The sequence below is a fragment of the Pseudomonas reactans genome (assembly GCF_013387025.1).
GTDB classification, from domain to species: Bacteria; Pseudomonadota; Gammaproteobacteria; order Pseudomonadales; family Pseudomonadaceae; genus Aquipseudomonas; species Aquipseudomonas reactans.
Genome location: NZ_JACAQP010000010.1, coordinates 1 through 12,539 on the forward strand (window position 1 = coordinate 1; position 12,539 = coordinate 12,539).

Sequence of the window (12,539 nt, forward strand, 5' to 3'; positions counted from 1 at the left end):
TCTTTTTCAGAGTTTCCCTAGGCGTTCGGCCGCCGCCCAAGCCAGGGACAGGCCGTCGAAGGTGCTGGTGCCGCGGCCCACTTCGTCCATCAGCACCAAGCTGCGTTCGGTGGCGTTATGCAGGATGTTGGCGGTTTCGCTCATCTCCACCATAAAGGTCGAACGGCCACCGGCCAGGTCATCGCTGGAGCCGATCCGGGTGAAAATGCGATCCACCAAGGACAGCTCGCAACTGGCCGCCGGCACAAAGCTGCCGATGTGCGCCAACAGCACAATCAAAGCGGTCTGACGCATGTAGGTGGATTTACCGCCCATGTTCGGACCGGTGATCACCAGCATGCGGGTATCGTCGCCCAGCGACAGGTCGTTGGCGACGAACGGCGTGGTCAACACCTGCTCTACGACCGGGTGGCGACCTTGCACGATGCGCATGCACGGCTCGCTGACAAAGCGCGGGCAGTTCAGGTCAAGGTTCAGCGCGCGCTCGGCCAGGTTGCTCAGCACATCCAGCTCGGCCAGGGCGGCGGCGGTATCCTGCAGCGGTGCCAACTGGCTGATCAGGTCTTCCAGCAGGTTCTCATAGAGCATCTTTTCTCGAGCCAGGGCACGGCTCTTGGCCGACAGTGCCTTGTCTTCGAACTCTTTCAGCTCAGGGGTGATAAACCGCTCTGCACCTTTGAGCGTCTGGCGACGTTGATAGTCGATGGGCGCCGACTCGGCCTGCTTGCTCGGCAACTCAATGAAGTAACCGTGCACGCGGTTGTAGCCGACTTTCAGGTTGGCCAGGCCGGTACGGGCTTTTTCGCGGGCTTCCAGGTCGATCAGGAACTGCCCGGCGTTTTCGCTCAGAGCTTGCAGTTCGTCCAACTCGCTGTCGTAACCGGTCTTCAAGACGCCGCCGTCGCGGATGATCGCGGGCGGGTTGTCGATGATGGCTTTTTCCAGCAACGCCGCCAGTTCTGGGTAAGTACCGGCGGTGACCGCGAGCTGTTGCAGGTGTGGCGTGTCCAGTTCGGTCATCGCCGCTTGTAATTGTGGCAAGGCACCGAGGGCGTCACGCAGGCGCGCCAAGTCACGCGGACGCGCGTTACGCAGGCCGATCCGCGCCAGGATGCGCTCGATATCGCCGATTTCCTTCAGCTGTGGCTGCAGCTTTTCAAAGCGATAACCGTCCAGAAGGCAGGTAATAGAGGTCTGACGCGCCTGCAGCACGCTCAAGTCGCGCAGAGGACGGTTCAACCAACGGGTCAGCAAACGGCTACCCATGGCGGTCTGGCAACGGTCGACCACCGATTGCAGGGTGTTGTCACGCCCGCCGGCCAGGTTGGTGTCCAGCTCCAGGTTGCGACGGCTCGCGCCATCGAGCACCACGGTATCGTCCAGACGCTCATGGCGCAGGCTGCGCAAATGCGGCAAGGCCGTGCGTTGGGTTTCCTTGGCGTAACCCAGCAAGCAACCGGCGGCACCGATGGCCAGGGTCAGGGTTTCGCAACCGAAGCCTTTAAGGTCCTGCACCGAAAACTGCTGGCACAGACTTTTCAGCGCCGAGTCACGCTCGAAATCCCACGGCGCACGGCGCTTGGCCCCACGGCGTTTTTCTGCCGGCAAATCCTTTGGCCAATCATCCGGGATCAACAACTCCACCGGATTGATACGCTCCAGCTCCGCCAGAAGGTTTTCCCAGCCCTTGATCTCCAGCACGCTGAAGTTGCCGCTGGTGATGTCCAGCACCGACAGGCCAAACAGACGCTCATCGCCCAACACCGCCGCAATCAGGTTGTCGCGACGCTCATCCAGCAGCGCCTCATCACTCACCGTCCCCGGCGTGATAATACGCACCACCTGACGTTCCACCGGCCCCTTGCTGGTGGCCGGGTCGCCGATCTGCTCACAGATCACCACCGACTCGCCCAACTTCACCAGCTTGACCAGGTAACCTTCCAACGAGTGGTAAGGAATCCCACACATCGGAATCGACTGCCCCGCCGATTGCCCACGCGCCGTCAGGGTGATATCCAGCAGCTTGGCGGCCTTCTTCGCGTCTTCGTAGAAAATCTCGTAGAAGTCGCCCATGCGGTAGAACATCAACTGATCAGGGTGCTGGTTCTTGAGCCGCCAGTACTGCTGCATCATCGGAGTGTGGGAGGACAGGTCTGAAGTGGTTTTACTCATTGGGTCGTAGGCAAATTCGTTGAAAGGAGTGGGGCAAAGGTGGGGCATTCCGCCCTGCGATTTTGCGATGGGCGCAAGGTTAACACGCGAGGTCTGCGGTTCGCAGTCCACATCATCACACTTAAAAGGGCCCAAGAAATGCATCGGTTATGCATAAATAATGCAAATTAGCATTTGCCAACCCCGAAATCTCTCGTCACTATCCCCGTTATGCAAAAACGCAACGTTTCTATCGTCTTACGCGAACTGCTGGACCGCGACCGGATCTCCCCCACGGAGCTTCACCGGCGTACCGGCGTGCCTCAATCCACGCTGTCCCGGATCCTCAGCGGCAAGATCGTTGATCCGTCGGACAAGCACATTTCCCGCATCGCCGAGTACTTCCGCGTGAGCACCGACCAACTGCGCGGGCGCGTGGCGGTGGGCGTTTCGCGGGAGGACGGGCGCGACCCGATGCATTCGGAACTCAAGGACATAAGCCTGTGGGACGATGACACCCCCGTTAATGATGACGAGGTGTCGATCCCCTTTCTGCGCGAGGTTGAATTGGCTGCTGGATCAGGAAGATTCGTCATCGAGGAAAGCGAGAAAGCCAGCCTGCGGTTCGGCAAGCGCAGCCTGCGGCATAACGGTGTACAGTTCGACCAGGCCAAGTGCGTGACGGTACGCGGCAACAGCATGTTGCCGGTGCTGCGCGATGGCGCGACGGTCGGGGTGAATGCGGGCAAGAGTGGCATTGGTGACATCGTCGATGGTGACTTGTATGCCATCAACCACAACGGCCAATTGCGGGTGAAACAGCTCTACCGCCTGCCTTCCGGGATTCGCCTGCGCAGTTTCAATCGCGATGAGCACCCGGATGAGGACTACAGCTTCCAGGATATCCAGGATGAGCAGATCAGTATCCTGGGTCATGTGTTCTGGTGGGGTATGTACGCCCGTTAACCTTCTTCTGTAAGACAAAGCCCGCCAACGAGCGGGCTTTTTTTCGCCTGGGAAAAACCACCAAACCCGCTGCCCATAAGGACAAAAATGCATTCATGCATTTGCATATCAAAAATAAATGCATTTGTGCATTGACTGTATATGCATACATGCATATTCTTCATCTCAAGCCAGCCAACAAGGTCTGGTGGAGGCGGCAAGGATGCTGCCAGTCAACACAAGGAAGTCACGCAGCACCGGCAAGGACGCCATCCGAGCGATGGCAAGGACGCCAGCAACACCGGCAAGGATGCCGACGCTCTTTAGTTTCACCGCTTAACAAACAGGCAGCGATGAACCGGCCTTAATGGTTCAGAGGGTTGGCAACTGACCCGGGTGTGCAGCGTAAAGCACCAGAAGCAGTTATCCGGCAGACAGGGATCGTGGTCGGAAAAACATCGAGGAAAGATCCGTACCGCGCCAGTAGCGCCGAAAGATCAAGTTTGGACCGCATTACTGAAAGGCCCGGGTAACCGGGCTTTTTGGAATGCCTACCTACATGGATTACCCAAGAGCCGGCCCTGTGCCGGTAGTGCTCAGCCAGGAGGCGTGACATGACAAACGAGCAGCAAGCGTTAGCGGAAATGCCTATCTGGCTGGTAATCGTACTGGCGCTGATCGGCGGTGTATCCGGCGAAATGTGGCGCGCCGATAAGGAGGGCGCCCGTGGTTGGTCGCTGATCCGGCGCCTGGCGCTGCGGTCTGGGGCGTGCATGGTCTGCGGGGTATCGGCATTGATGCTGTGCTACGCCGCCGGCATGTCGATCTGGACCGCCGGGGCCATTGGTTGCCTGACCGCCATGGCCGGTGCGGACGTGGCCATCGGCCTTTATGAGCGTTGGGCAGCCAAGCGCATCGGGGTCAACGAGACCCCAACCTCTCGCCCGGATCAGCAGTAACCGCTGCAAGGATGCAAGCAGATGACACTTCTCGAAAAACCTTCCCAACTGCCTGTGGCGATTGGCGACGCGCTGAAGCGCGCGTTCCCACAACTACGGGTCGGTAATCACCATGACCTCTCCGACTCGGGCGACAAAACCGGCATTTTGATCAGCGTGGAGCGCAATGGCCCGGGCGTTCGCTCCCTTGCCGGGCGCAAGGCGCATGCCTTGTCGGTTTCACTCAGGGCCACGGTCGTCAGTGGCTCGGCGCCCTTTGACGCCTGCGACCTGGCCAGCCGACTGATGGATTTGGCCCTGGATAACCGCTGGGGCCTGCCGCCCGATCAATGTGACCTGCCCACCGCGATTGTCGCGGCACCTTCCGTGCTCACCAGCGCGGAAACGGACTATGACACTTGGATTGTATCCTTCGCCCAGAACTTCTACCTCGGACTGTCTCTGCTCAAAGATCCCGCAGGCATGCCGCCGTCTACGGACCTGTGTGTAGGTGGGTGTGAGAGGGCGGCGAATGTAACGCCGCTTCCTACTCAATCACACGGAAAAGGTGGTTCAGTAAAAGGAATTTGCAGATGTTGAAAGAATTCAGATGCGGTAACTGCAACCGACTTCTCGCCCGCACGGGTGGGTTTACAGAGCTCCAGATCAAATGTTCCCGATGTGGGACGCTGAATCATGTGAAGGCCGCGAGCCTCGAGCAATCGCCGATGAGCGCCATACGCCCAATATAGAGGCCTGAACTTAAATCAGCTCAGTAACGGAGTTTAAAATGGAAAACGCAAATTCGGCGTCTCAAACCTTGCAAGATCTTTGGACCCAAGTGCAACCGGTGGATAACACCGGCATGCTTAGGCGCGTGGTTTTTGGGGACGGCAAGTTTTATGCGGCTGGTGGCAACGGTCTTCCCACAACCACTCAGGTTGTCAGCGGAGGCGCGACTGGTACAGCGTGGACCAAGCTTAAGGACGTCGTCACCTCTGATAGCGGAAAGGTCCTCAACGATCTGTACTGGAACGGTCTTGGGACACAGCTTCAAGCCCTTTCTCAATCCGGCAATGTGGTCTACGGCAGCACAGCACGCCCTGAAAGGGCTTGGACAAACATTACGGCAACTGTTCGCGTGTCCGGAGACTTGCAAGGCATTGTGTATTATCAGCCAATTTCCGGCACCGACGCGACCTGGATACTGGTTGGGTCTAACGGTAAAGTCTTTTCCCGTTATGGCGATTGGTCAGGCCAGGTGGAGCGCACTACGACCTTCACTTCTGGCGAGACTGTGCACTGCGTCAACGTCATTGGCGTTTTTGTGTTGGTTGCGGGATCGAATGGGAAGCTGCTTAGCGCTGTGAAGATGGCGACGGGTGATTCGCAATCATTCGGGAGCAGAATCAGCACCTTCGGCACTAGCACCATCCTTTCCATGAAGCTTTGCAACGGGAAAATGTTTATCGTTGGTGCGGATGGCAAGATGGCATATTCATCCGATGGGCTTAACTGGACTGCTGTTGGAGATACCAGTTTCGGTGGAACCATCATCCGCGACATTGCTTACGGTAATGGCAAGTATGTAGCTGTCGGCGACGGCGGCAAGACAGCCGTTTCCGAGGATGGGATCGGCTGGGTTCAGCAAGCCAACACTTTCGCAGGAACCGATATCCGGAGCGTCGCCTACGGCAACGGCAATTTTGTAGCTGTTGGTGCAGGCGGCAAGATTGCTTACTGGACTCCATGATCTTCTACCTCCCTGCGTAATAGAGCCCAGCCGTCGCGCTGGGCTTTTTCATTTCTGATTCAGGCTCGCCACAGCCAGGGTGGCCCTTCGGGGGATGCCTGGACGCTGATAAGCCGGTAGTGCAGCGCTACGGAAAAAAACCGGCAGCCCGTGCGCTCTGTTCACACCAGACTTCCAGAGTGGCGCGAGACTGGATTGGCGAGATCGATGCATTGGGGCGTCGACGCTGGGCTGGTCTTTGGCTGACAGCGGGAAAGACCGCGCACCTATTCAGGGCCTCGACATGATCGGGGCCTTTTCGTTTTCGGCTCCACCACACCCATTGCTCCGAGCTGGGAGTGCTGCTGGGTCCGTTCCAATTCAAGTCATGCCCCACGGAGTCGAGCGCATGGAGTATTTACAGCGCCTGCTCGACAAGATCGACAGGTTCGAATTGTTGATTGCGGGCCTCGTTGGGGCGGTGATCGCCAGTTGGTGGCACAAGGACGACCTGGCGAATTGGCGTACCTGGGTGATCTTCTCAATCACTGGGGGCGCGAGTTCGTTGCACCTGGCTGGAATGGTCAGTGCCTATCGCAGTTCCAACACGGACGTTGGTTTGTCTACCTAGAGGGGCTTTCAAGGTGACTGTGGTGTTGATAACGCAGCCTCAATTGATTCAAATCATGCCAGGCGCTCGCCGTATGGCGGGCCTTTTTTCAACCGCGCTGAATGCGACTTTTGTTCGGTACGAAATCAACAGCGTACTGCGCGCTGCTGCTTTTCTCGCGCAGATCGGCCACGAATCCGGCGAACTGCACTACGTGCGCGAACTCGGCAGCGATACTTATTTGAGCAAGTACGACACCGGTACGTTGGCAGCGCGCCTGGGCAATACGCCTGAAGCGGACGGCGACGGCCAGAAGTACCGGGGCAGGGGGCTGATCCAGGTCACCGGTCGCCGCAACTACCTGGCATGCAGCCAAGCGTTGTTCGGCGATGATCGCTTGCTGCAACAACCCGAATTACTGGAGCAACCACAATGGGCCTGTGAATCCGCCGCCTGGTTCTGGCAAAGCAATGGCTTGAATGAACTCGCCGACAAGGACCAGTTCACCACCATCACCCGGCGTATCAACGGCGGGCTCAATGGCCTGGAGGACCGTTTGCAGTTGTGGGCGCGGGCGAAGGCGGTGTTATGCGTTTCTTAGTTGCGATTGGCGTATGCGTGCTGGTGGTCGTTGTCTGGCAGGTGCAGGCGTGGCGGTACGGGACACAGATTGAACGCTTGTCGGCCGTACAGACCCAGAAAGCCCTGCATCTACAGCAGGCCGAGCAAGACAGACGGCTGGCCCTTGAGCAACAGCTCAGTGCCATCGACCAACAACATGCCCGGGAGTTGAGCGATGCCCAACGTACTCAAGCAGCTTTGCGTGACCGCATTGCCAGTGCTGATGTGCGGCTGTCAGTCCTTCTCGACGCTCCCAGTGGCTGCCCAATGCCAGCCGCCACCGCCACCGCCGCCGGCAGCGTGGTTCATGCAGCCCCGCGAGCCCGACTTGACCCAGCGCATGCTCAGCGAATTATCCGCATCACCGACGACGGCGACAGCGCCCTGATTGCCTTGCGTGCCTGCCAGGCGTATGTGCGAGCCGTCGCCCGTTAGTGTCTTGAGACAGTCCGTCACTTGCGTGTGAGATTGTCTCCTGTAGGGTAGGCGAACCCCCGCCCACGACTGGAGACGACCGTGAAGGAAATCACTCAACTGGCTGCTGAACTAGGGCGCCGTTTGCAGGTGCTCAATGCCCACGTCACCACCGCCGAGTCCTGCACCGGCGGCGGAATCGCGGAAGCTATCACGCGGATTCCGGGAAGCTCGGCCTGGTTCGAGGCGGGGTATGTCACCTATTCCAACCGCCAGAAGACCCGCCAGTTGAATGTGCCGGAAACGTTGTTTCCAAAAGCCGGCGCCGTCAGCCAGGAAGTGGTGGAGGCAATGGTGCGTGGTGCACAGGAAAAAAGCCTGGCGCGCTTTGCCGTGGCGGTCAGTGGCGTCGCGGGCCCTGATGGCGGTTCGCCGGACAAACCGGTGGGCACGGTGTGGCTGGCTTTCGGCGTCGGCGATGAGGTCACAGCCGAGCTTGAGCACTTCACCGGCAACCGCGACGAGGTCCGCCGACAAACGGTAAAGGCCGCGCTAGAGGGCTTGTTGCGACGAGCTGCAGCAGAAATAGAAAATCAGGGGTAGGCGATCTCCGATCTTTGTGGAACAATACTGTCTACTTATACAGGTGTTGGCCGCCCCGGCCTTATTGATTACGTGAGGACTTTAATGGACGACAACAAGAAGAAAGCCTTGGCTGCGGCCCTGGGTCAGATCGAACGTCAATTCGGCAAGGGTGCCGTAATGCGTATGGGCGATCACGACCGTCAGGCGATCCCGGCTATTTCTACTGGCTCTCTGGGTCTGGACATTGCTCTCGGCATTGGCGGCCTGCCAAAAGGCCGTATCGTTGAAATCTACGGCCCTGAATCTTCCGGTAAAACCACCCTGACCCTGTCGGTGATTGCCCAGGCGCAGAAAATGGGCGCCACCTGTGCGTTCGTCGACGCCGAGCACGCCCTGGACCCTGAGTACGCTGGCAAACTGGGCGTCAACGTTGACGACCTGCTGGTTTCCCAGCCGGACACTGGTGAGCAAGCCCTGGAAATCACCGACATGCTGGTGCGCTCCAACGCCATCGACGTGATCGTGGTCGACTCCGTGGCCGCCCTGGTGCCCAAGGCTGAAATCGAAGGCGAAATGGGTGACATGCACGTGGGCCTGCAAGCCCGTCTGATGTCCCAGGCACTGCGTAAGATCACCGGTAACATCAAGAACGCCAACTGCCTGGTGATCTTCATCAACCAGATCCGTATGAAGATCGGCGTGATGTTCGGCAGCCCGGAAACCACCACCGGTGGTAACGCGCTGAAGTTCTACGCGTCGGTCCGTCTGGACATCCGCCGTACCGGCGCGGTGAAAGAAGGTGACGAGGTTGTCGGTAGCGAAACCCGCGTTAAAGTCGTGAAGAACAAAGTGGCCCCGCCTTTCCGTCAGGCCGAGTTCCAGATTCTCTACGGCAAGGGCATCTACCTGAACGGCGAGATGATCGACCTGGGCGTGCTGCACGGTTTCGTCGAGAAATCCGGTGCCTGGTATGCCTACAACGGCAGTAAGATCGGCCAAGGCAAGGCCAACTCGGCCAAGTTCCTGGCAGACAACCCGGACATCGCCGCCACGCTTGAAAAACAGATTCGCGACAAGCTGCTGACCGCCGCTCCAGACGTGAAAGCTGCCGCCAACCGCGAGCCGGTTGAAGAAGTGGAAGAAGCTGACACTGACATCTGAAGCGCGCGATGACAGTTGTACTGGATACACTCGTCGCTGTTCGGCGCACTGCAATGGACCTGCTCGCTCGCCGCGAGCATGGTCGAGTCGAGCTGACGCGTAAATTGCGTCAGCGCGGCGCAGAGCCCGAGATGATCGAAAGCGCCCTCGACCGCTTGACGGAAGAGGGGCTGCTTTCCGAAGCCCGATACCTCGAAAGTTTTGTTTCCTACCGAGCCCGCTCCGGCTACGGCCCTGCGCGTATTCGCGAAGAGTTGAGCCAGCGTGGTCTGCAACGTGCTGATATCGATCTTGCCCTTCGCGAGTGCGGGATCAGTTGGCAGGCGCAGTTGGAGGACACCTGGCGGCGCAAGTTCTCTGGTCATCTTCCGATTGATGCCAGGGAACGAGCGAAGCAGGGACGATTCCTCAGCTATCGCGGGTTTTCGATGGAGATGATCAGTCGTTTATTGAGCGGTCGGGACATGGACGACTGATCGACCGAACAAACAAAAGACCCACTATGAAAATAGTGGGTCTTTTTTTTGCCCTCAAAAAATCACGCCGGCTCCGGCGCCACCCGCTGCTGCGCCTTGCCCTGAGCCTGCGCCCAGTTCTCCGGCAGGTTGATGTAATCCACCAACTCCCGCAGCCGGCCCTGGTCACGCCCGTTGAAATTGAACACCAGCCGCGTCAAATGACTGAACCTCGGCTCATCATGTTCCTCGCCGGTGTACGCGAGCTGCTGGAACTCTCCACTCAGTCGCAGGCTGGCGAACTCGCCTTGCAAATGGGCCAATGCCCGTTCACTGAGCGGGTGATTCATGCGCACCACAAACTCGCGTTTCAGCCAGCGCGTGGAGTGGAAGTTGGCATAAAACTGGTTGATCTCGTCCACAGCCTCTTCGGCGCTGTAAACCAGTCGTATGAGCTTGAGGTCGGTGGGCAGAATGTAGCGGTTGGCTTCCAACTGGCTGCGGATGAAGTCCAGGGCGCCCTGCCAGAATCCGCCGCCTGGCGCGTCCAGCAGCACGACCGGGACCAGCGGGCTCTTGCCGGTCTGAATCAGTGTCAACACTTCCAGCGCTTCATCCAGCGTGCCGAAACCGCCTGGGCACAGCACCAAGGCATCGGCTTCCTTGACGAAGAACAGCTTGCGGGTAAAGAAGAAGTGGAAGGACAGCAGGTTCTCGGTGCCATCGATGGTCGGGTTGGCATGCTGTTCAAACGGCAGGGTGATGTTGAAACCCAGGCTGTGTTCCAGGCCCGCGCCTTCGTGGGCGGCGGCCATGATGCCGCCACCGCCGCCGGTAATCACCATCAGGTCTGAACGTGCCAGTGCCGCGCCGACTTCTCGGGCCAGTGCATACAACGGGCTTTCTACCGGGGTGCGTGCCGAGCCGAACACCGTCACCTTGCGGCGACCCTTGAACTGTTCGAGCACGCGGAAGGCATTGTCCAGCTCGCGGATGGCTTGTAGGGTGATCTTGGCGTTCCAGCGGTTGCGGTCGTCCTGGGCCATGCGCAGCACGGTGAGGATCATGTCGCGATACAGGGGGATATTCGGGCTGTTGGGGGCGATCAGCTGGAGTTGTGCGTCGACCTGCTGGGTGAGGTCGGTGCCGTGTTCTTCGAAATGTCGGAGCAGGCGGTCATTCGGTTCGTAAGGCATTCAACTTCTCCTTCTTGCAGGGCACCTTCGCCGCAGGCGACGACACTGCTTGTGTCGGTGTTTGCCGCAGGGGGCAACCTTCTTTTGCCCTGAAAATGTTACAGAACAGCATGAAAAACGCTGTGAATGAACGGTCAGGATGGCTTGATCATGGGCCGGAAAACCCTTGGCTGGCAACCACTTATTGGTTGCTCACTACAGAGTCTAGCTGCCTTGAAGGCGTTGAAGCGGGGGGGAGTGCGCGCCACCGGACGGCAGCGCGCGGAGGTCAAGCCATTACTTTTTCTTTTTTGCCGGTGCTGGGCAATCCGCTTCCACGAACTTCACCGAGGCCACAGGACGGTTGGTCTTGTTCTCAGTAATTTCATAACGCATCACCGCGCCCTTGGCCATCAGCTCGCGGTAGCCTTTGTTCAGGCACACGCTCTGGCCGAGCTGGAAATACACCGCCTTGGGGTTGGCGCGCATCTGTTCGGCGCGGTCGGGCAAGACGCTCAGGTGATCGATCAGTTGCATGCCTTCAACGGTGTAGGCCACTTCCAGGGTCTTTTCGTCGATTTCCCGGGGCAGGTCTTTGTTGCTCTCAGCCGCGACGCTTTGCAGCTTCCGGTTCATTTGGGCCTCCAGCAGCGAGGCCGCCTGGGCGCACACGGGCAATACCAGCGCGAGGGCGACGGATGGGGCGACAAGGCGCAGCATGGAACGCAGCATGAAACTCTCCTGATTCGGTTACTGGTGCATAGACCAGCCACTGCGCTGTGCGTTCAGTGGCGCGCAATTATAGGTGAGCCCTTGCCACTACAGCCAGGCGTATCGCTGGTAAACTGCCGCCACTTCAGCCGTCCACGAGTTTTCACCGTGTCGATTTACCCGTCCTGCCGGCGCATCCGATGAGCCACGCCGTTTCCCGTCTGCGCACCCAGCGCCTGGCCCGTGCCGTCCGCCCGTTCCTCAACCGTGGTTCGCGTGCCGAACGCTGTCCCGGTTGCCGTGTCATCCCCGAATATTGCCTGTGCGCCTGGCGGCCCAAGGTCAAAGCCCATTCCGCCATGTGCCTGCTGATGCACGACGTCGAGCCGATGAAGCCCAGCAATACAGGGTGGCTGATCGCCGATGTAATTGATGACACCACGGCGTTCGCCTGGTCGCGCACCGAGGTCGATCCTGAACTGCTGACCTTGCTGGCCGACCCGCAGTGGCAGCCCTATATCGTGTTCCCTGGCGAATTCGTCGCGCCGCAGCGTGTTGTCAGCGAAGTGAAGGTGGCGGAGGGCAAGCGCCCACTGTTCATCCTGCTGGACGGCACCTGGAGTGAAGCGCGCAAGATGTTCCGCAAAAGCCCCTACTTGGAGCATTTGCCGGTGCTCAGCCTGGCGCCTGAGCAGCTATCGCGCTACAAACTGCGTCGTTCCAAACGCGATGATCATTTTTGCACCGCCGAGGTCGCCGCGCTGTGTCTGGAACTGGCCGATGATCGGGTGGCCAGTGAAGTCCTGGACGCCTACCTGGATGTCTTCAGCACCCACTACCTGGCCGCCAAGTTCCAGATGCCTCTGGATCCGACGGATACTGTTCACACGCGTCTTGCTCCCTATATTACGACGGTATAACCAGACGACGTTTGCATGATGGCACCACGCACCCGCAACCCGCTAAAATGCCCACGGGCGTAGTGCTTGACCCTCCAGGCTACGCTGGGCATGCTGGGCGCCGATCAGGGCACCCCTAAAA

General features: G+C 59.1%; 13 protein-coding genes and 2 pseudogenes. 12 read left to right on the top strand and 3 right to left on the bottom strand.

The window, feature by feature from the left end:
- Positions 1–12: 12 nt before the first annotated feature.
- Positions 13–2,172, bottom strand: a pseudogene (gene mutS / locus HX793_RS12390) (DNA mismatch repair protein MutS); the annotation flags it as partial.
- A gap of 210 nt (positions 2,173–2,382) precedes the next feature.
- On the opposite strand from mutS, the gene HX793_RS12395 reads away from it, so the two are divergent.
- From HX793_RS12395 to recX, 11 genes and pseudogenes are all read left to right on the top strand, one after another.
- Positions 2,383–3,117: a LexA family transcriptional regulator gene (locus tag HX793_RS12395; protein WP_016977944.1), complete on the top strand. Its 735-nt coding sequence runs from the start codon at positions 2,383–2,385 to the stop codon at positions 3,115–3,117.
- 593 nt (positions 3,118–3,710) lie between these two features.
- Positions 3,711–4,055 carry a phage holin family protein gene (locus tag HX793_RS12400; protein ID WP_016977943.1) on the top strand — a complete coding sequence of 115 codons (345 nt, stop codon included), beginning with the start codon at positions 3,711–3,713 and terminating at the stop codon, positions 4,053–4,055.
- A 21-nt stretch (positions 4,056–4,076) separates the two neighbouring features.
- Positions 4,077–4,634 (top strand): hypothetical protein, encoded by a 558-nt coding sequence (locus HX793_RS12405; RefSeq protein WP_177053279.1) that lies wholly within the window; start codon positions 4,077–4,079, stop codon positions 4,632–4,634.
- Positions 4,628–4,786 carry a zinc finger domain-containing protein gene (locus tag HX793_RS12410; RefSeq protein WP_080589265.1) on the top strand — a complete coding sequence of 53 codons (159 nt, stop codon included), beginning with the start codon at positions 4,628–4,630 and terminating at the stop codon, positions 4,784–4,786. The genes HX793_RS12405 and HX793_RS12410 overlap by 7 nt, the downstream gene beginning before the upstream one ends.
- Positions 4,787–4,824: 38 nt before the next feature.
- Positions 4,825–5,787 (top strand): DUF6242 domain-containing protein, encoded by a 963-nt coding sequence (locus HX793_RS12415; protein ID WP_177094832.1) that lies wholly within the window; start codon positions 4,825–4,827, stop codon positions 5,785–5,787.
- Between the two features lie 388 nt (positions 5,788–6,175).
- A pseudogene (locus HX793_RS12420) lies at positions 6,176–6,361 on the top strand (MFS transporter); the annotation flags it as partial.
- A 58-nt stretch (positions 6,362–6,419) separates the two neighbouring features.
- Entirely contained in the window at positions 6,420–6,977 is a 558-nt protein-coding gene (locus HX793_RS12425) for a glycoside hydrolase family 19 protein (protein ID WP_016977939.1), read from the top strand.
- Positions 6,965–7,432, top strand: a complete 468-nt coding sequence (locus HX793_RS12430) for a lysis system i-spanin subunit Rz (RefSeq protein ID WP_177094830.1) — start codon at positions 6,965–6,967, stop codon at positions 7,430–7,432. Before HX793_RS12425 ends, HX793_RS12430 begins: the two co-directional genes overlap by 13 nt.
- A gap of 81 nt (positions 7,433–7,513) precedes the next feature.
- Positions 7,514–8,014 carry a CinA family protein gene (locus HX793_RS12435; RefSeq protein ID WP_016977937.1) on the top strand — a complete coding sequence of 167 codons (501 nt, stop codon included), beginning with the start codon at positions 7,514–7,516 and terminating at the stop codon, positions 8,012–8,014.
- Between the two features lie 84 nt (positions 8,015–8,098).
- Positions 8,099–9,157 (top strand): recombinase RecA, encoded by a 1,059-nt coding sequence (recA, locus tag HX793_RS12440; RefSeq protein ID WP_003189042.1) that lies wholly within the window; start codon positions 8,099–8,101, stop codon positions 9,155–9,157.
- A gap of 8 nt (positions 9,158–9,165) precedes the next feature.
- Positions 9,166–9,633 carry a recombination regulator RecX gene (gene recX, locus HX793_RS12445; RefSeq protein WP_177059361.1) on the top strand — a complete coding sequence of 156 codons (468 nt, stop codon included), beginning with the start codon at positions 9,166–9,168 and terminating at the stop codon, positions 9,631–9,633.
- Positions 9,634–9,695: 62 nt separating this feature from the next.
- On the opposite strand, the gene HX793_RS12450 is transcribed toward recX, so the two are convergent.
- Both HX793_RS12450 and HX793_RS12455 read right to left on the bottom strand, forming a co-directional pair.
- Positions 9,696–10,808: an LOG family protein gene (locus tag HX793_RS12450; RefSeq protein ID WP_177094828.1), complete on the bottom strand. Its 1,113-nt coding sequence runs from the start codon at positions 10,806–10,808 to the stop codon at positions 9,696–9,698.
- A 276-nt stretch (positions 10,809–11,084) separates the two neighbouring features.
- Positions 11,085–11,519, bottom strand: coding sequence for a PA3611 family quorum-sensing-regulated virulence factor (locus HX793_RS12455; protein WP_016977934.1), 435 nt, complete (start codon positions 11,517–11,519; stop codon positions 11,085–11,087).
- A 179-nt stretch (positions 11,520–11,698) separates the two neighbouring features.
- Between HX793_RS12455 and HX793_RS12460 the strand changes: the two genes are divergently transcribed.
- On the top strand, positions 11,699–12,418 hold the full coding sequence (locus HX793_RS12460) for a tRNA-uridine aminocarboxypropyltransferase (RefSeq protein WP_177053284.1): 720 nt from the start codon (positions 11,699–11,701) through the stop codon (positions 12,416–12,418).
- The last annotated feature ends 121 nt before the right edge of the window (positions 12,419–12,539 follow it).

Coding starts and splice junctions, on each gene's coding strand:
- HX793_RS12395 (WP_016977944.1), top strand. CDS start 2,383: ATGCAAAAACGCAACGTTTCTATCGTCTTACGCGAACTGCTGGACCGC.
- HX793_RS12400 (WP_016977943.1), top strand. CDS start 3,711: ATGACAAACGAGCAGCAAGCGTTAGCGGAAATGCCTATCTGGCTGGTA.
- HX793_RS12405 (WP_177053279.1), top strand. CDS start 4,077: ATGACACTTCTCGAAAAACCTTCCCAACTGCCTGTGGCGATTGGCGAC.
- HX793_RS12410 (WP_080589265.1), top strand. CDS start 4,628: ATGTTGAAAGAATTCAGATGCGGTAACTGCAACCGACTTCTCGCCCGC.
- HX793_RS12415 (WP_177094832.1), top strand. CDS start 4,825: ATGGAAAACGCAAATTCGGCGTCTCAAACCTTGCAAGATCTTTGGACC.
- HX793_RS12430 (WP_177094830.1), top strand. CDS start 6,965: ATGCGTTTCTTAGTTGCGATTGGCGTATGCGTGCTGGTGGTCGTTGTC.
- recA (WP_003189042.1), top strand. CDS start 8,099: ATGGACGACAACAAGAAGAAAGCCTTGGCTGCGGCCCTGGGTCAGATC.
- recX (WP_177059361.1), top strand. CDS start 9,166: ATGACAGTTGTACTGGATACACTCGTCGCTGTTCGGCGCACTGCAATG.
- HX793_RS12450 (WP_177094828.1), bottom strand. CDS start 10,808: ATGCCTTACGAACCGAATGACCGCCTGCTCCGACATTTCGAAGAACAC.
- HX793_RS12455 (WP_016977934.1), bottom strand. CDS start 11,519: ATGCTGCGTTCCATGCTGCGCCTTGTCGCCCCATCCGTCGCCCTCGCG.
- HX793_RS12460 (WP_177053284.1), top strand. CDS start 11,699: ATGAGCCACGCCGTTTCCCGTCTGCGCACCCAGCGCCTGGCCCGTGCC.